Source organism: Streptomyces sp. NPDC054932 (assembly GCF_053610205.1).
The window spans coordinates 42,559-59,568 of sequence record NZ_JBSGXU010000012.1 but is presented as its reverse complement, the minus strand read 5'-3'; the positions used below and the strand labels follow the sequence as shown (position 1 = coordinate 59,568).

Annotated in this window: 11 protein-coding genes; 8 read left to right on the top strand and 3 right to left on the bottom strand. The window is 74.2% G+C overall.

What is annotated here, in order from left to right:
* Positions 1-5: 5 nt before the first annotated feature.
* Positions 6-968: a helix-turn-helix transcriptional regulator gene (locus tag ACWGE1_RS05750; RefSeq protein ID WP_453419285.1), complete on the bottom strand. Its 963-nt coding sequence runs from the start codon at positions 966-968 to the stop codon at positions 6-8.
* A 101-nt stretch (positions 969-1,069) separates the two neighbouring features.
* Here ACWGE1_RS05750 and ACWGE1_RS05745 point away from each other — a divergent pair, with 101 nt between their 5' ends.
* The 8 genes from ACWGE1_RS05745 to ACWGE1_RS05710 all read left to right on the top strand — a co-directional run bounded on the left by ACWGE1_RS05745 (position 1,070) and on the right by ACWGE1_RS05710 (position 13,396).
* Positions 1,070-1,537, top strand: coding sequence for a DUF3224 domain-containing protein (locus ACWGE1_RS05745; protein WP_453419284.1), 468 nt, complete (start codon positions 1,070-1,072; stop codon positions 1,535-1,537).
* 123 nt (positions 1,538-1,660) lie between these two features.
* Positions 1,661-3,082, top strand: coding sequence for an SWIM zinc finger family protein (locus ACWGE1_RS05740; protein ID WP_453419283.1), 1,422 nt, complete (start codon positions 1,661-1,663; stop codon positions 3,080-3,082).
* Positions 3,079-5,742, top strand: coding sequence for a DUF7824 domain-containing protein (locus ACWGE1_RS05735; protein ID WP_453419282.1), 2,664 nt, complete (start codon positions 3,079-3,081; stop codon positions 5,740-5,742). The genes ACWGE1_RS05740 and ACWGE1_RS05735 overlap by 4 nt, the downstream gene beginning before the upstream one ends.
* A gap of 218 nt (positions 5,743-5,960) precedes the next feature.
* Positions 5,961-7,244, top strand: coding sequence for a phenylacetate--CoA ligase family protein (locus ACWGE1_RS05730; protein ID WP_453419281.1), 1,284 nt, complete (start codon positions 5,961-5,963; stop codon positions 7,242-7,244).
* Complete coding sequence (locus ACWGE1_RS05725; protein WP_453419280.1) at positions 7,241-8,578, top strand: MFS transporter; 1,338 nt, start codon at positions 7,241-7,243, stop codon at positions 8,576-8,578. The genes ACWGE1_RS05730 and ACWGE1_RS05725 overlap by 4 nt, the downstream gene beginning before the upstream one ends.
* The gene (locus ACWGE1_RS05720) at positions 8,575-9,720 is read left to right on the top strand and encodes a GNAT family N-acetyltransferase (protein WP_453419279.1); all 1,146 of its coding nucleotides are present in this window, start codon (positions 8,575-8,577) and stop codon (positions 9,718-9,720) included. Before ACWGE1_RS05725 ends, ACWGE1_RS05720 begins: the two co-directional genes overlap by 4 nt.
* Before the next feature lie 14 nt (positions 9,721-9,734).
* On the top strand, positions 9,735-10,883 hold the full coding sequence (locus ACWGE1_RS05715) for a LuxE/PaaK family acyltransferase (protein ID WP_453419309.1): 1,149 nt from the start codon (positions 9,735-9,737) through the stop codon (positions 10,881-10,883).
* On the top strand, positions 10,880-13,396 hold the full coding sequence (locus tag ACWGE1_RS05710; protein ID WP_453419278.1) for an acyl-CoA reductase: 2,517 nt from the start codon (positions 10,880-10,882) through the stop codon (positions 13,394-13,396). Before ACWGE1_RS05715 ends, ACWGE1_RS05710 begins: the two co-directional genes overlap by 4 nt.
* A gap of 65 nt (positions 13,397-13,461) precedes the next feature.
* On the opposite strand, the gene ACWGE1_RS05705 is transcribed toward ACWGE1_RS05710, so the two are convergent.
* Positions 13,462-16,194 carry a DNRLRE domain-containing protein gene (locus ACWGE1_RS05705; RefSeq protein WP_453419277.1) on the bottom strand — a complete coding sequence of 911 codons (2,733 nt, stop codon included), beginning with the start codon at positions 16,192-16,194 and terminating at the stop codon, positions 13,462-13,464.
* 191 nt (positions 16,195-16,385) lie between these two features.
* Positions 16,386-16,970, bottom strand: a complete 585-nt coding sequence (locus ACWGE1_RS05700; RefSeq protein ID WP_453419276.1) for a helix-turn-helix domain-containing protein — start codon at positions 16,968-16,970, stop codon at positions 16,386-16,388.
* Positions 16,971-17,010: the final 40 nt, after the last annotated feature.

Sequence of the window (17,010 nt, the reverse complement as noted above, 5' to 3'; positions counted from 1 at the left end):
ACGCGTCACGCGTAGCGTTCGGCCAGTGCGGTCACCACCTCGGCGAGGGCCCGGCGCAGTTCGGGCGGGCCGAGCACCTCGGCCTCGGTGCCCAGGCGGAGCAGGTCGCCGACCGCGACGGCCGGGGACTCGACGTCGAGGCGCAGCCGGACCCAGCCGTCCGCGTCGGCCGGTCCGGCGTCGGCCAGCGCCCGGGTGCCCGCCGCTCCGAACTGCATCGGCAGCAGCTGCTGACCGCGCGGGGACAGCCGCAGTTCGGCCGTCTGCTGGTGGAGTGCGGCGTCCAGGCGCCGGGTGGACTCCTGCCAGTACGCGGCGAGTTCGAATCCGGCGGGGCGTTCGAAGTGCTCCGCCGCGGTGTCCACCGCCAGGAACCGGGAGACCCGGTAGGTGCGTGCGGCCCCCTCGACATCGGCGACCAGGTACCAGATGCCGCCCTTGAGGACGAGGCCGAGGGGGTGCAGATCGCGCCGTACCTCGCCGCGCCAGCGGCGGTAATGGGTGCGCAGGACGCGCTGGTCCCAGACGGCCTCGGCGATCCGTGCGAGGTGGGGGACGGGGTCGGCCTCCCGGAACCAGGCGGGCGCGTCGAGGTGGAAGCGGTCCTGGATCCTCCGGGCCCGTTCGGAGAGGGCGGCCGGGAGCGCCGCCTGGAGTTTCAGCTGCGCGGCGGCCAGGTCGGCGCCGAGTCCGAGCTCCTGTGCGGGGCCGGGGGCCCCGGCCAGGAAGAGGGAGCCGGCCTGGGCGTCGGTGAGGCCGGTGAGGCGGGTGCGGTAGCCCTCGGCCAGTCGGTACCCGCCGGCCGGGCCGCGGTCGGCGAGCACGGGGACACCGGAGGCGCCGAGGGCTTCGATGTCGCGGTGGATCGTACGGACCGACACCTCCAGCTCGGCGGCGAGTTGGGGGGCGGTCATCCGGCCGCGGTTCTGCAGCAGCAGGAGCAGGGAGAGGAGCCGGTCGGCACGCATGACGTGATTGTCTCCCGTACCTGACAGGAGGTGTCAGGTACGGCTGCCAGCCTGGGGACACACCGGGCGGATCGACCGTCCGGCCGGCCGAGAGGACCATCATGCCCACGCCCGTAGAGACCGGTGGCCGCTTCACCTTCGCCAACTGGGAGGAGCGCCCGGCCGGCGACGCGACGGAGGCCGTGGATACAGCGGATGCCGTGGATGCCACGGCTGCCACGGATGCCGTCCCCGCCGTCCCGCGGCTGGCCCACGCCCATGTCAACAACACCTTCACCGGCGGGATCGAGGCCGCCGGAACGGCCTGCGACTACACGATCGCCTACACCGGGGAGAACCTCGGTTCCTACAGCGGCATGGAGCTGGTCACCGGCAGCGTCGACGGGCTCAAGGGCAGCTTCGTCCTGGAGGAGCGGGGAAGTTTCGACGCCGGCGGCACCGTCTGCCGCTTCGAGGTGGTCGCCGGCTCCGGCACCGGGGACCTCGCCGGGCTGACGGGCACCGGAGGCTTCACGTACCGCCACGGCGACACCTCCGTCGCGTACACCTTCACCTACGACCTGGGTTGAGGACCGTCCCGTTGAGGGACCCGGGACCGGGGAGTCGGCAGCCCTCCGGCGGGAGCGGGGCCCTCCTGCCCTTCCGCCGGCGGGCAACGGGCTTTGTCAGTGGGTCCGTCTAGCGTCTCGGACATGACGCGGACCGCACATACCTTCGCCTACGCACGCCCTTCCTCCCTGACCGCCGCCGCGGCGGGGCAGGCCCTCGACCTGGAGACGGCAGGGGGTCTGACCCCGGCCGGTGCCGATCCTCACCCCCAGTTCTTCGCCGGGTTCCTGAGCGCGCCCCAGGCGGCCGCGCGGGCGCTGCTCGCCGTCGCGGACGTGGCCGCGGCCCGCTACTACCGGCGCACCCTGCGCGCCTCGCTCGACCCGGTCGTCACGGGCAACGGCGACCGGCTGCGCTTCGAGTCCTTCTCCGGGTGCTGCGGGGTGTACGCCCGGCTCGACGTACTGCCGGACGGTCTGCGCGGCGCCGACACCGGGCACGGCACCACGAACGTGGACGTCAACAACCCGCTGCGCGAGGCGTTGTCCCGGCTGAGCGGTGACGACCCGCTGCACCTGCGCGTCGGCCCCGACGAGATGGCGGTGACGACCCTCGACGGGCCGGTCGTGGAGAAGAAGGTTCCGCTGCCGGAGCGCTGGCTGCGCGGTTTCGCCGAGTCCCAGGCCGTCACCACCGGCTTCGACCTGCGGGCCGAACTGACCGCGGCCGAGGCGGCGCGCTTCCTCCGCTCCCTGCCCCGTACCGCGGCGGCCGGCGGGGCCGCGAGCGGCGCCCTGTGGGTGGTTCCCACCGGTCGTACGCTGCGCCCCACCACCCGGCCGGTGCCCGGCGCGGTCTGCCTGCCCGGCCCCGAACGCCTCGCCGCCCTCCAGCGGGTGCTGCGGCACGCCACGGGCCTGCGGGTGTACGGTCCCGTGCCGGACGGGACCGGCCCCACCGCCTCCGCCTGGGAAGTGACACTGCCCGGGATGCGGCTCACGCTCACCCTCTCCCCCGAGGCCGACCGCGGGTTCTCCGGCGAGGGCGGCGTCCTGGAGGCCCTGGCCACCGACGCGGCGGCCGCGGACGCCGAGCTGATCTCCGTACTGCTCGCCTGGGAGCCGCGCATCGATCCGGCCGATCTCGCCGACCAGTCGGGGCTTCCGGTGGACCGCGTCCGGGCCGCGCTGACCCGTCTCGGAACGGCCGGCCGGGTCGGCTACGACATCGCCGAAGCCGCCTGGTTCCACCGCGAACTCCCCTACGACGCCCGCCGCGCCGAGCGTCACAACCCGCGGCTGGTCGCCGCCCGCGCCCTGCTGGAGGCCGGTGCGGTCGCCCTGGACGGTTCCGGTACCGCCGTGGTGGCCTCCGGCGAACGCCGCTACCAGGTCCGCGAGTCGGGTGGGGCGCTCAGCTGCACCTGCCAGTGGTGGGCCGACTACCGGGGCCGCCGCGGCCCCTGCAAGCACGCGCTCGCGACGCGGATGGCCCTGCGGGCCGCCGCTGCCACCGCCTCTGCCACCCCTTCTGTCTCCCCCGTCTCTTCCGGAGCCGCACGATGAACGCCACCGACAACGCCGCCGACAGGGTGACCGAGGACGTCCTCGCAGCGGTACGGGCGGGCCGCACCGCCGAACTGCCGGGTCTCCTCAAGCCGCTGGAACCCGCACGGCGCCGTGCGCTGCTCGCCGGGCTGAAGGAGCTGCGCGGCGAGCTGCGTTCCTCGCGGTGGGAGCGCTGGCAGGACGGGAACCTGTCGAGCCCGGCCCTCGTGGTCGCCGGAGCCGTCTGCAATACGGGGGCGGCGGCCGCGGCCGCCTGGATCGGCGCCTCCGATCTGCGCCGCTGGAGACCGCAGCCGCCCACCGCCGTGCTGCTCGACGTCCTGGCCGGACGGGATCCGAAGTGGCTCGGGGACCTCGCCCACCGGCTGGCCGCCCGGCCCGCCACGGCCCAGCAGGACTACCCGCTGATCAGGGAGCTCGTCGGGCTCGCCGGCTGTCCGATGCCCACCACCGACGGCTGCGTCGAGGGCTGGGCGACGGCCATGGGGGCGTCCCGTTCCGCTCTCGTGGCCGCCCTGCGCGGCGACCCCCACCTCACCACCCTCGTCCCGCGGCTCTTCGAGACGGCCGAACCGGTCCGTGCCTTCACCTGGCGCTGGGAATCGGACGACCCCCGCAACTGGCCGACCGCGCTGGCCGCCCTGGCCGACGAGGGTCGCCTGGACCGTGCCGTCCTGCTCGACGGGTGCACCGCGAGGCTGCTGCGCGGTGGCAAGCCCGCCCAGCTGAGGCCCTACCAGGAGATCCTGGCGGCCCTCGGCCCGACGGCCGAGGAGGAGCGGGAGCGGGCGGCCGACTGGATCGCGCTGGCCGCCGACGCCCCGTCCGCCGTTGCCGGGAGCGCCCAGCAGACCCTCGCCCGGCTCGCCGCGGCGGGTCACCTGACCCCCCGCCAGGTCGCCGAGATGTCGGCCGCCGTCCTCTTCCGCCCCGAGAAGAAGCTGGTCCGCTCGCAACTCGTCCTGGTCGGCAAGGAGCTCGGCCGCAACCCGGCCGCCGCCCCCGAGCTGCTGCCGGAGATCGCCGAGGCATTCGGGCACGCGGACACCGACATCCAGGAGCGGGCGCTCAAGCTGGTCGCCGCCCACCTCACCGACGATCCCGGCCTGCGCGCCGAACTCGCCGACCGGGCCCAGTTGTTGAGTCCGGTGCACCGGGCCCGGGCGGTCGAACTCCTCGGACCGGACGCCGCCCCCGCCGGGGAGTCCGGCCCCTACCGGGAGATCCTGCCGCCGCTCCCGCTCCCGGCTCCGCTCACCCCCGCCCCGGAGACGGTCGCCGAGACCGTGGAGCTCGTCGCGGCGGTCGTCAACTCGCGCGCCGCCACCGTCGAGGAGTTCGAGCGCGCCCTGGACGGGCTGGTGCGGCACGCGTACCGGGACCGCGCGGCCCTCGCCTGGGCGCTGCGTCCCGCGCTGGCGGACCGCTGGTGGCTCGATCCCGAGCAGTTCCGCTACTACACGCACGAGTTGCCCGGTCTCGAGCACGTGGCCGCCTGCGTCCTGGACGCGCTGCCGACCGGCACACCGCAGCCGGCGCTGGTGTCCTGGCGCAGCGACTGTCACCACACCGCGATCGGCTCCGCCGTCCATGCGCGCGTGACGGAGGCCGCGCGGTGCATCACGTCCCGGCCGCTGCCCTTCCTGCTCGCCACGCCCACCGTGGAGACCGGCTCGCTGGATCCCCGTGTGCTGGTCGCACGCCTGGTCGAGTACGGCCGTCTCGGTGCGGAGCCCGCGCCCGCGGACTTCGCCCAGGCCCTGCTGCGGGTCCGCCGCGACGGCTCCGTCGCCCCCGAGGCCGCCGCCCTCGGCACGCCCGCGGGCGACCGGCTGGCCGCCTGGCTCGGCGATGCCGGACAGCCCGTGGCCGTCACCCGCCGTACCGCGCCGGCGGTGACGCACCCGTACGGAGGCGGCACCCCCGAGCGGCTCGTGATGGACACCGGTGACCGTACGACGGTACTGCGCGGCTTCCCGGACGCCTTCCACGAGCTGGCGGGGGCCCGCAAGGCGGCCGACCGCTGCTGGGACAGCCGCGACGACGCTTCGCTGCTCGCGGTCCTGCCCGAGGACCGGGAGACCCTGGCCGCCTGGTGCCTCCCGGTGGTCACGGCCTGCGCCGTCCACGAGGCACGCGAGGGGGCCGCCGCGCTGCCCCTGCTCGCCGCGGCCGGTGGACCGGCCGGCCCGGCCCTGCACCTGGCGGTCGCCACCGGACTCGGCGCCCGGCACCCCGAGGACCGACTGAGGGCCGTGGACGCACTCCTCACCCTCGCCGCCCAGGGGGAGCTGGATGCCGTACGCCTCGGCGCCGACCTGGCCGAGCTGATCGCCCTGGGCACGGTCAAGCCCACCCGGCTCGCCGATTCGATGCGCACCCTGGCCGCGACGGGCGCGTACGCGACTTCCTGGGCCGTGCTGGCGGCCGCGCTGCCCGCCCTGCTCACGGGAACGGCGGATCCCCGCGGCGCCGGGGACCTGCTGGCGACGGCGGCCGAGTGCGTGGAGCAGTGCGGGGCTGCGGCGCCCGAACCGGCCGCGCTCGCCGCCACCGCGGCCCGGGGCGGCAAGTCGCGCACGGTGACCCAGGCCACCCGGCTGCGTGACGCCCTGCGCCGCAACGAGCGGAATCTTCCGGACCGCAAAAACTGTTGAATTTGATCGCACTGGCCGGAAATACTCGGCCAATTTGGTGATTAGTGGACTGATGTTTCATCATCATGACTGCACGTCAGCTTTCGGCGTGCAGTGAGGGAGGCGGGGGCGCCGGGGGGTCCCCCGTTGACACCGGCTCGATCCCGCAGGCGAGTTCCCGTTCTCGCCGCGCCCCGCCGTGACTCCCGTCCCCGTTCCCGTCACCCAGGCAAAGGCTCATGTCCGCCCAGCAGCTCTCGGACCTCATACGTTTCGCCCGCCACAATTCGCCCTACTACCGCGACCTCTACGCGTCCCTGCCGCCGCACGTCGACCGCCTCACCGACCTGCCGGTGGTCGACCAGCAGGACTTCTGGGCGGCCAACGCCCTTCACGACAGCCGTGTACTGACCGGCCCGCTCAGCGAGGCCACGGTCTACAAGACCGGCGGCACCACCGGGTCCCCCAAGTTCTCCGTCTACACCCGCGACGAGTGGCGCACGTTCGTCACCGCCTTCGGCCAGGGGCTCGTGGACACGGGTCTGCGCCCGGGTCACCGCGTCGCCGACCTCTTCTACGCCGGGGAGCTGTACGCCAGCTTCCTCTTCGTCCTCGACTCGCTCGCCCACGCACCCGTGGACAACGTCCGCCTGCCCATCGGCGGCGGCGCGCCGCTGGAGTCGACGATCCCCACGCTGCGCGATCTCGCCGCCCAGGTACTGGCGGGCACGCCCACCACCCTGTGCCGGCTCGCCGAACAGGTCGTCTCCTGCGGTGTCCGGCTCGATTCGGTGGAGCTGCTCCTGTTCGGCGGCGAGGCCCTCTTCGACGACCAACGGCGGCTGCTGGCCTCCGCGTTCCCCGGCGCCGAGGTCCGTTCCGTCGGATACGCCAGCGTCGACGCCGGCCTGCTCGGCCGCCCGGTGCCCGGCTCCGACGCCCGGGTGCACCGGGCCTTCACCCCGTACGGGGTCGTCGAGATCCTCGACGACTCCACCGACGAACCCATCACCGAACCGGGGCGGCCCGGACGGGTCGTCGTCACCAGCCTCTTCCGCCGCCTGATGCCGATCATCCGCTACCCGGCCGGCGACCGGGCCGAGTGGACCGGAACCGGGCCAGGCCACTTCAGGATCCTCGGGCGCGCCGACGAGGGCGTGCGCGTGGGCCCCGTCTCCCTCTACACGCAGGACGCCCAGGACGCCGTGGCCGCGGCGGACACCGCGGGCCGCGTGGTCGGCATGCAGCTCGTCGTCCGCCGCTGGGACGGCCGCGACGGACTCGTCCTGCGGCTGGCGACGGCCCCCGGCGACGAGGCCGGCGGCCGGGTCGCGGACGGCCGTGCGTCGCTGGCCGACGCGGTCGTCGCGGAACTGGAGTCCGTACGGCCGCTGTATCCGGACAGCGTGCGTGCCGGGTTCGTGCACCCGCTGTCCGTGGAGTGGGCACGTCACCGCGACCTCGCCGTCAACCCGCGCTCGGGCAAGCTCGTCCGGGTCCTCGACGAGAGGCCGACCGCATGACCGCCCCACCCGAGGCCACACCCGGGACGAACGCCGGGACCGGGGCCGGGACCGGGACCGGAGCCGGGGCCGGCACCCCTGAACGGGCCGTTGCCCGGCGCCGTCCGCTGGTCCTGCGCAACCGCGCCTTCGGCGCCGTGTGGCTCGGCCAGATCCTCACCCAGGCCGCCGTGCGCATGTTCCAGGTCGGTGTGGCCTGGTGGATCGTCGCCCACGCCGTGCCCGAGGCCCCCGGGCTGGCCTCCGGGCTGTTCCTCGCGGCCTGCACGGTGCCCGCCGTGGCGCTGGCGCCCGTCGTGGCCGGGACCATCTCCCGGTTCGCCCACCGCAGCGTGCTGCGGACCGCCGCCGGGCTGGCCGGGGCCGCCGCGGGCGCCCTCGCGCTGTGGGCCCACGGCGACGGCCCGCCGCTCGCCGGCGTGTACGGCGCCGCCCTCGCCCTGGCGACCTGCCAGGCGTTCTTCGACCCCTGCCTGACCACCTCGGTACCCGAACTCGTCGACGACGCCGACATCGAGACGGCCACCGGCTTCGAGCTGTCCACCCAGTCCCTGGCCGGCCTCGCGGGCGCGCTGCTCGGCGCCCTGACCGTCGACCGGGCGGGCGTGTCCGGGCTGGCCGCCGGCTGCGCGGCCGCCTACCTCGGCGCCGCCGTGCTCGTCGCGAGCGCCCGTTTCCGGACCGTCGCACCGGGTGACGCGGACGGCGCCGCGGCCCCGCCCCGGCCGCGCCCGCTCCGCCGCATCCTGGCCGAACTGCCCTCCGTACGGCGGATCCTGATCTGCTTCACCGCGGCGAACCTGTTCACCGCCGCCGTGTTCGTCGTCATCCCCCTCTACACCCGCTCGGTCCTCTCCGGCGGAGGCGGCACCGTGGCCCTGCTGGAGGCCGCCCTGGGCACCGGAGCGCTCGTCGGCGCCTTCACCGGCACCCGTCTGCCGGGGCGGCCCACGGTCGCCGGTGCCTGGTGCCTGGGCCTGATGGCCCTCGCTCTGGCGCTGCCCGGGCTGTTCGCGCACCGCGCGGTCGTCGCGGGCTGCCTGGCCGTGGCCGGATGGTGTGCCGGGGCCGTCAGCGTCCGTTTCGTCGCCCTGTTCCAGCGGCTGGTGCCGGCGGCGGACAAGCCCGGCTTCTTCGCCGTGATGCAGGCCGTCCTGGGCGCCTCCCTGCCGGTGGCGTCCCTGGTGTTCGGCTCCGCCGGTGATTTCCTCTCCCCGCAGACGCTCTGCCTGGTGCAGGGCATCGGGCTGCTCCCGGCGGCCTGTGCGCTGGCCCTGCTCGGGTCCCGTACGCCCGACCCGACCGTCGCGGAACCCGCCGGAGGCGAGCGATGAGCCCCGTGATCACCCCGGCCGTCCGCGCGGACATCGCCGAACTGCGCCAGCTCTACTACGCCGTCTACGGGCCGCACTACCCCGTGGCCCTCGGCACCGACCCGGCCGAGATGGCCCGGCTCATCGCGGACCCGCACTCCCTGTGGCTCGTCACCCGCTGCGCCGGCACCGGGGCGCTGACCGCGTCCGCCGCCATCCACGGCGAGGCGGGCAGCCGCACCGGCCGCCTGGAGGGCATCGCCGTGCACCCCGAGCACCGCTCGGCGGGCCTGGCCTCCGCCCTCACCGAAGCCCTGTGCGCCGGGATGCTGGACACGGGCCGCCTGGACTCGGTGTACGCGACCGTACGCACCGTCAGTGCCGGTCCGCAGCGCGTCGTGGCCCGCAACGGCTTCCGCCCGCTGGGCATCCTGCCCAACGCGGTGGATCTCAGCAGCCGCGAGAGCCTCGCGCTCTACGCGCGTCACGCCGCCGGTGTGCTCGACCGCCGGATCCCCGTCACCGAAGTACCCGCCCCGCTGCTGCCGTTGCTGCGCACGGCCGAATCCGCGCTCGGCATCGGCTACCCCGGGGTCCGGGCCGCCACCGGCCCGCTCCCGGTCCCCGCGCCGGGAGCTGCGGCCGAACGGCTGGAGGTGATCGAGGCACCGGCCTTCGTCCGCCGCCGCTTCCGCGAGCGGTTCCCGGGCGCCGGGGGCTGGTTCTACCCGCTGCACACCCCGAACGTGCTGCTCACCCCAGAAGACGGCCGGTTCGAGGTCTACGCCTACCTCAACCGCGTCGGCGGGTACGCCTCCCTGCTGACGGCCCACCCCGACCCGGCCGCCGCGGCCGCCCACCTCGAACCCGTCACCCGGGCCCTGGCCCGCGCGGGCGCCGGCTACGTCGAAGCCCTGGTGCCGCTCGCACACCACGAGGCCCTCTCGGCCTTCCTCGCCCAGGGGTTCGTCGCCGGGGCCCTCTACCCGGCGATGCGCGCGGACGTCGACGGCTTCCACGACTACGCCGTCCTGTCCCGTTCCGGCGAGCGCATCGACTTCCGCGGCGTCGCCGTCGAACCACCCCTCCAGCCGTACCTGGACTGCTACGTGTCGGCCTGGGCGTCGGCACACCTGCCCACATCATCCGAGGTTGCCTCATGAGCCCCATGGACCCCATGAACCCCCATCTCGCGCCGGTCTCCGTACCCGACCCGGCCCTGCTGCCGCACGTACAGGAGCTGTGCGACCTGACCGACCCGTACGCCTTCGGGCCCGAGCAGGACGCCCTGTTCGCCGCGGCCATGGCGGAGACCAACGCCTGGCACGCCGAGCGCTCCCCGTTCTTCCGCTCCCTGTACGAGGCCACTCCCCCGGCCGAGCCCTACCGCACGCCTCTCGTCCACGCGAACTTCTTCAAGCGGCACGAGGTGCTCTCCGTCCCCCGCGAGGACGTCGAGCTGCACCTGACCTCCTCCGGGACCACCGGCCAGAAGTCGCAGATGTTCTTCGACCACTGGACCATCCGCTCCGCCCAGCGCATGGTCGCCCGGATCTTCGAGCGCAACGGCTGGATCACCCCCGACCAGGAGGTCAACTACCTCCTCTACAGCTACGAGCCGGCCCCCTCGCTGAACCTGGGGACCGCCTTCACCGACAACTACCTGTGCGACTTCGCCCCCGCGCGCAGCGTCGCGTACGCGCTGCGCAACACCGGCGGCGAGCACGAGTTCGACCCCTTCGGCTGCATCGCCGCGCTGCGCCGCTTCGAGCAGGAGGACGCCCCGGTCCGCATCCTCGGCTTCCCGGCCTTCCTCTTCTTCACCCTGCAGCGGATGCGGGCAATGGGGCTGCCCCCGCTGCGCCTGCCCGAGGGCTCCCTCGTCGTCCTCGGCGGCGGCTGGAAGGGGCACGCCGACCGGCGCATCGGCAAGGAGGAGCTGTACTCCCGCGTCACCGAGCAGCTCGGCATTCCGGGTGAGCGGATCCGCGACACCTTCGGGTCGGTCGAGCACTGCATCCCGTACATCGAGTGCGATCACCACCGGCTGCACGCCCCCGTCTGGTCCCGGGTGACGATCCGCTCCACGCGCACCCTCGAACCGCTGCCGTACGGCGAGCCGGGCTACCTGCACCTCGTGTCGCCGTACATCACCTCGGTGCCGGCGCAGAGCGTGGTCATGGGCGACCTCGCCTCCCTCCGGCCGGGCGACGCCTGCGGGTGCGAGCTCGCGACCCCATGGTTCACCGTCCACGGCCGTGCCGGAGTGAGCCGCAACCGCAGCTGCGCGGTGGCCGCAGCCGAACTGATGAAGGGAATGGCGTGACCGTGAGCGTGCACCACCACTACTGGCAGGGCGAGTTCATCGACGACGAGGAGGCGGGCCGCCGGCTCGCCGGCCTGCCGGCGGCCGTCGGGGCCGCGCTCGCGGAGGGCCTGGAGACCGAGACCGTCCTGGCCGCGTGCGACGCCCTCGCCACCGCCCTGTGCGACCCCGGCCACCCCGTACACGCCCGGCTCGCCGCCCACCTGCCCGAGGGCGAGGACCCGGCGGTCCTGGCCGAGCTCGGCGGCCTCCTCGGCCGGCGGGAGCTCACCCGCAAGCTGCGCCGGGAACTCGGCAGTGCGGCTCCCGGCCGGCTGAACCGGGCGGATCCGCGCGAGACGGTCTACGAGGCCTGGGCGCCCGTCGGCCTGGTCGCCCACATCGCGCCGGGCAATGCCGCGACGGTCGCACCGCTGAGCATCGTCGAGGGCCTGCTCGCCGGGAACGTCAACGTCCTCAGGACCAGCAGCGCCGACACGCTCCTGACCCAGCACCTGATGGCCGAGCTCGCCGCCCTGGACCCCAGTGGCGCCCTGGCCGCCCGGATCGTCGTCCTGCGCTTCCCCTCCTCCCGGCAGGAGTGGCTGCGGCTGATGTGCGCGCCCGCGGACGCCGTCGCCGTATGGGGCGGGGAGGCCGCCGTCGAGGGAGTCGCGGCCCATGTGCCCGCGGGTTGCCGGCTGGTGGAGTGGGGGCACCGGATCTCCTTCGCGTACCTGACGGCCGACGCCTGGTCGGACGCCGGCACGCTCGACGCGCTGGCGGACGACGTCTGCCTGTACGAGCAGGAGGCGTGCTCCAGCCCCCAGGTGGTCTATCTCGACACCGAGGACGAGGACGAGGTGTTCGGTTTCGCCGAGCGCTTCGCCGCGGTCCTCGCGGCCCGGCCGCCGGCCGTGGCAGGCGTACCGGCGGGCGGGCCGGACCCGGCGGAGGAGGCCGAGCTGACCACCACCGAGCTGGTGGCCCGGCTGGAGGAGCACCTGGGCCTGACCCGGGTGTTCGCCGCTGCCGACGGCTCGTGGCGGGTCATGGCCGACACCCGGTCCCCGCTGACCGCCTCGCCGCTGCACCGCAGCGTGTGGGTCAAGCCGCTGCCCCGCAAGCGGCTGGTCGCCACCCTGCGGCCGATGCGCCGCTATCTGCAGACGGCGGGCCTCGCGGGCAGCCGGGCGGACATCGCCGAGCTGTCCCGCACCGCCCTGGCCGCCGGCGTCACCCGGGTCACGCCGGTCGGCGCGATGCTGGAGAGCTACGCGGGTGAGCCGCACGACGGCGTCTACGCCCTGCAGCGCTACAGCCGCCGCGTCGCGGTCCAGGCCGATCCGGCCGCCTTCGCCACCACCGCCTGCCTGGACGACCTGGTACGGCCCGTGGTGCTGCCGCTTCCCGCGGGCCCGCTGCTCGGCAAGGAGGACGTGCAGGAGCCGGCCCGCCGGCTGACGCGGGCCGATGCCGAGCTGTACTTCCACAGCGGCGGCAGTACCGGCGCGCCGGCGCTGTCGGTGTTCAGCTACGACGACTACGACACGCAGATGCACGCCGCCGCCCGCGGCCTGCTGGCCGCGGGCTACGACCCGGCCACGGACCGGACCGCCAACCTCTTCTACTGCGGCGCCATGTACGGCAGCTTCATCAGCTTCTTCTCCGTGCTGGAACGGCTCGGCGGGGTGCAGCTGCCGCTTGCCGCGGGGCCGGACCACGCGGCGACGGCCCGGGCCATCGTCGACCACGGGGCCGACACCCTCTTCGGCATGCCCTCCTACCTGTGGCAGCTGCTGCACGCGGAGGCGGACGCGCTGCGCGCCTACGGGGGCCTGCGCAAGGTCTTCTACGGCGGCGAGCACTTCACCGAGGAGCAGCAGCGCACCCTGAAGGACACCTTCGGCATCGAGGTAGTCCGCTCGATCACCTACGGCAGCACCGACCTCGGCCCGCTGGGCTACCAGTGCACCGAGAGCTCCGGCGGCGTCCACCACCTGCACGCCGATCTGCACACGATGGAGATCGTGGACCTGGCCGAGGACCGTCCGGTGGCCCCGGGCGAGACGGGCCGGCTGGTCTTCACCACGCACGCCCGGCGCGGCCAGCACCTGGGCCGGTACGTGATCGGCGACCTCGGCCGGGAGGTCCCGGGCCGCTGCCCGTGCGGGCGGCACGCGCCCCGCTTCGAGCTGCGGGGGCGCACCGGCGACGTGATGCGGGTGGCGACGTACTCCCTGAGCCACCGCCGTTTCCTGGACCTGGCCGGGGAACGCGGCGGCCACCGCGGCGAGCTGCAGGTCCGGCTCGACTCCGCCGATGCGCGCGAGCGGCTGACCGTACGGGTGGAACGGGCCGCGGCGACGGATCCGGAGCGGCTGAGGGAGGTCTTCCTGGCCGGTTACCCGGAGCTGTGCTCGGCGGTGTCGGAGCGGCTGCTGGAGCTGGTGGTCGAGGCGGTGGACGGCGCGTCGCTGGACCGCAGCCCGACCAGCGGCAAACTCCTCGCGGTGGTGGACGCGCGCCGCTGAGCCGAAAGGGGGCGCGGGACAGCCGTCGGCCTGTCCCGCGCCCCCTTCTTCACGGGGCCGTCAGGTCACGGTGCGCCGAAGGTGAGCGTCAGCTGCGGTGTCCCTTCATTGGCCTGCGCCTCGGAGGACCACAGCCACAGGGCGTCCGTTCCGGTGCTGGTGAGCGCCAGGCCGTAGCTGCCGCCGAGCGCCGCCGCGATGCTCGCGGTGGTCAGCCCGGTGGTGTGCACCGCCGAACCGTCCGGGATCCCGGCGAAGGAGCCGAGCGCCGGACCACCCGGTGCGGGGCGGTTGTTGTACGTCGTCCCGCCCTCGCTCCACGACCCGGTGACCGGGAGGACGGAGACCGTGTCCGTCGTGCCGGCGCCGCTCATCGTGCTCGTCTTCACGCCGAGCACGGCCGATTTCAGCACCGTGCCCGCGGGCGCGGCGGGCAGGTCGAAGCGCAGGTAGCTCGCGTAGAACGAGGTGCCGCGCACCGCGAGCGATCCCGAGGTGCCGTAGTTGGTGGCGGGCGCCCCCGCATTGGCGTAGGTGTCCTCCGCGGCGGTCACCTGGACCACCGAGTCGGCCGGGGCGGTGGCGAGGGCGTAGTGGTTCTGAACCTGCGCCGCGCCGAGGACGGTCGGGTAGACGGCGGTCTCGTCGAGCCGGCCCGCCCAGTACTCGCTCGTGGGACGGTTGGGCCAGCCGCCGAGGCTGTCGCCGCCCGCGTGCCAGTAGCCCGAGAAGTTCTCGTGCGTGGTGACGGCCAGGGTGCCCTTCTGGGCGCCGTCCACGTAGAGGGTCATCCCGCCGGGGCCCTGGGTCGCGACGACGTGGTGCCACTGGTTGTCGTTGTAGGCGCCCGGGGTGGTGATGGTGCGGGTGGCCCCGGTGTAGACGCCGTAGACCAGCCGTCCGTCATTGGTCATGTAGATGTGCTTGTCGTACTGATTGCTGCCGCGTGCCTGGTTGTTCCCGAAGCCGAAGAGCTTGCCGCCCCGGGTGGTGTCCGTCCTGAACCAGGTCTCGATGGTGTAGGTGCTGCCGACCGTCTGTCGCGTGTCCCCGTACACCTGGGTGTCCGTGCCGTTGAAACCGATCGCCGTACTCGCGCCGGAGACCGCGCCGGGCGTCTGCCGCAGGGCGGGGGCGTTCAGGTGCACACCGCTCCGGTTGCCGCCGGCCGAGGAATCGGCGACGAAGGGAAGGGCCGATTCGTCGTAGCGCCAGTACTGCTGGGCCCCGTCGGCACGGACCTGGTTCGGGTAGCCGTCCACGCCGGTCGGGACGGTCACGCTCGCCGTCGCGGACAGGGCGCTGGTGTTGCCGGCCGCGTCGGTGGCCGTCACCCGGTAGGTGTACGACTGGCCGGCTGCGGCGGTGGTGTCGGTCCAGGAGGCCTGCGGCCGCTTGAAGAACAGCGAGTCGGCGGTGACCGTCGCGATCGGGGTGGCCGCGCCGTTCCGGTGGATCCGGTAGGTCAGGGCGCTGTCGTCGAGGTCGAGGCTGGTGCGCCAGCGCACCTGGACCTCGCCGGGCCGGAAGCTGACCGCGCTGACCACGGGCACGGTGGGCGCGCCGGTGTCCCCGGTGGAGGCGAAGCGCGTCAGGCTCTGCTGCGCCGCGCCGTTGACGGTGGTGAACTCGCCGCCGACCCACAGGTACTGGACGCCGCCCTTGGACCCGACCGTCATCACGCGCGGCCCGATGCCCTCGCCGATGCCGTCGTTGGTGTCGGGGGCCCAGCCCAGCTTGCCGGTGCCGCTGGTGGGCTGGGCGAGCAGGTGGTGGCGCTGGCCGTCGGGGAACTCCCCGACACTGGAGCAGTCGTGCGCGTGCGAGGCGCTGTAGAGGACGTCCTGGTGCGGCAGCACGGCCTGGGTGGCGCCCAGGCAGGTGTCGCGCCACCGCTGGCCGAAGTCGCCGAGGTTGAGCGCGATCCGGCCGTCGAAGACGCCGCCGCCCGTGCCCTCGTTGGCGGTGTAGAAGCCGGTCGCGTCGGTCGCGATGTCCTTGACGACGGAGTTCGTCTCGATGAATCCGGCGTACGACTTGGTGAGCGCGCCGCTGGTCGCATCGACGACGGCCAGTGCGTGCGTGTTCGCCCCGTTGACGGTGAAGAAGTCGCCGCCGAGGACCACCTTGCTGCCGTCCGGGGTGACCTCGACGGCACGCCCGGGCTCGTCGGCGTCGGCGGTGAAGGGCTTCAGGGCGCCGTCGGTCGCGCCGACCGCGGCGAAGCGCTGGCGCGGCTGGCCGGCGACGCTGAGGAAGTCGCCGCCCGCGTAGACGGTGTCGCCGGTGACGGCGAGGGCGCGGACGGTGGCCGCGAAGGCCGGGCGGAAGCCCTGCTTCACGGTGCAGCTCGCCACGTCGACGGCGGCCAGGCTGGAGACGGCCGTGCCGTTGACGGCGCCGAAGTAGCCGCCTGCGTAGAGGGTCGTCTTGTCCGGTGAGAGGGCGAGCGCGCGGACCGTGGCGGTCCCCGAGGCGACGGTGAAGGACAGTTTGCAGGACGTCGGGGCACCGGTCGCGGCGTCGAGCGCCACGAAGTTCACGGCCGACTGCTCGCTTCCGGAGCCTCCGGCGGGCGGGCGCACGGTGGAGAAGGTGCCGCCGGCGAAGACCTGCCCGCCGGCCTCGGCGAGCGCCCAGACGACGCCGTTGGGCTGCCAGGTGGACAGCGCGTCGGCGGTGAACGCGACGGGCGGGGTGAGCGCCGCCGCCTGCGGGACGAGGCCGAGGCCCACCCCCGCGCCGGTTCCGGCCAGGGACAGGGCGAGCGCGGCCGCCAGCCCTCGGGATCTACGCATGAATCCCCCAGTTCGGTGTGCGGTACGGCCGTAGGGTGCGGCCGGGCGAGTCATGGCCGAAAACCGCCGAACAGCAGTCCACAACCGTGCCTACGGGCGCACCCTAGAGCGATCTGCGGCTTGATTCATCCCACTTGACACATCGGATGCGAAATCGCGCCGGGCCCACGGCCCCCACAGGTGTTCCGCCGTCACTCCCGGGGCTTGGCGCGGACGTGCATGCGCTCCCCCTGTCTCCCGAAGAGGCTGAGGATCTCCACGGGCCGCCCGTCGGCACTGGTGAACCAGTGGGGCAGCCGGGTGTCGAACTCGGCGGCCTCGCCGGGGCCGAGGACCAGGTCGTGCTCGGCGAGGACGAGGCGCAGCCGGCCCTCCAGCACGTACAGCCACTCGTAGCCCTCGTGCGTGCGCGGGTCCGGCTCGCCGCCCCGGTCGGGGATGAGCATCTTGAAGGCCTGGAGGGGGCCGGGGCCCCGGGTCAGGGGTACGGCCGTGCCGCCGTTCGGCAGGGTGCGGGGGGTCAGCCGTACCCGGGGGTCCCCCACCTCCGGAGCGCCCACCAGGTCGTCCAGGGGTACTTGGTAGGCGGCCGCGAGCGGCAGCAGCAGTTCCAGACTGGGGCGGCGCTGCCCGGACTCCAGCCGGGAGAGGGTGCTCTTCGAGATGCCTGTCGTCTCGGAGAGCGCGGCCAGGGTGAGGCCGCGCCGGGCGCGCAGCCGTCTGAGCCGGGGGGCGACCTCGTCGAGGACCGCCCGGTGCGGCGATGGCTTGTCCATGCGGCCATTCCACTCGGCCGTCCCGGAAACGGCAACAAGG

Bases quoted from the DNA above. Each gene is read 5' to 3' on its own strand.
- ACWGE1_RS05750 (WP_453419285.1), bottom strand. From the start codon at position 968: ATGCGTGCCGACCGGCTCCTCTCCCTGCTCCTGCTGCTGCAGAACCGC.
- ACWGE1_RS05745 (WP_453419284.1), top strand. From the start codon at position 1,070: ATGCCCACGCCCGTAGAGACCGGTGGCCGCTTCACCTTCGCCAACTGG.
- ACWGE1_RS05740 (WP_453419283.1), top strand. From the start codon at position 1,661: ATGACGCGGACCGCACATACCTTCGCCTACGCACGCCCTTCCTCCCTG.
- ACWGE1_RS05735 (WP_453419282.1), top strand. From the start codon at position 3,079: ATGAACGCCACCGACAACGCCGCCGACAGGGTGACCGAGGACGTCCTC.
- ACWGE1_RS05730 (WP_453419281.1), top strand. From the start codon at position 5,961: ATGTCCGCCCAGCAGCTCTCGGACCTCATACGTTTCGCCCGCCACAAT.
- ACWGE1_RS05725 (WP_453419280.1), top strand. From the start codon at position 7,241: ATGACCGCCCCACCCGAGGCCACACCCGGGACGAACGCCGGGACCGGG.
- ACWGE1_RS05720 (WP_453419279.1), top strand. From the start codon at position 8,575: ATGAGCCCCGTGATCACCCCGGCCGTCCGCGCGGACATCGCCGAACTG.
- ACWGE1_RS05715 (WP_453419309.1), top strand. From the start codon at position 9,735: ATGAACCCCCATCTCGCGCCGGTCTCCGTACCCGACCCGGCCCTGCTG.
- ACWGE1_RS05705 (WP_453419277.1), bottom strand. From the start codon at position 16,194: ATGCGTAGATCCCGAGGGCTGGCGGCCGCGCTCGCCCTGTCCCTGGCC.
- ACWGE1_RS05700 (WP_453419276.1), bottom strand. From the start codon at position 16,970: ATGGACAAGCCATCGCCGCACCGGGCGGTCCTCGACGAGGTCGCCCCC.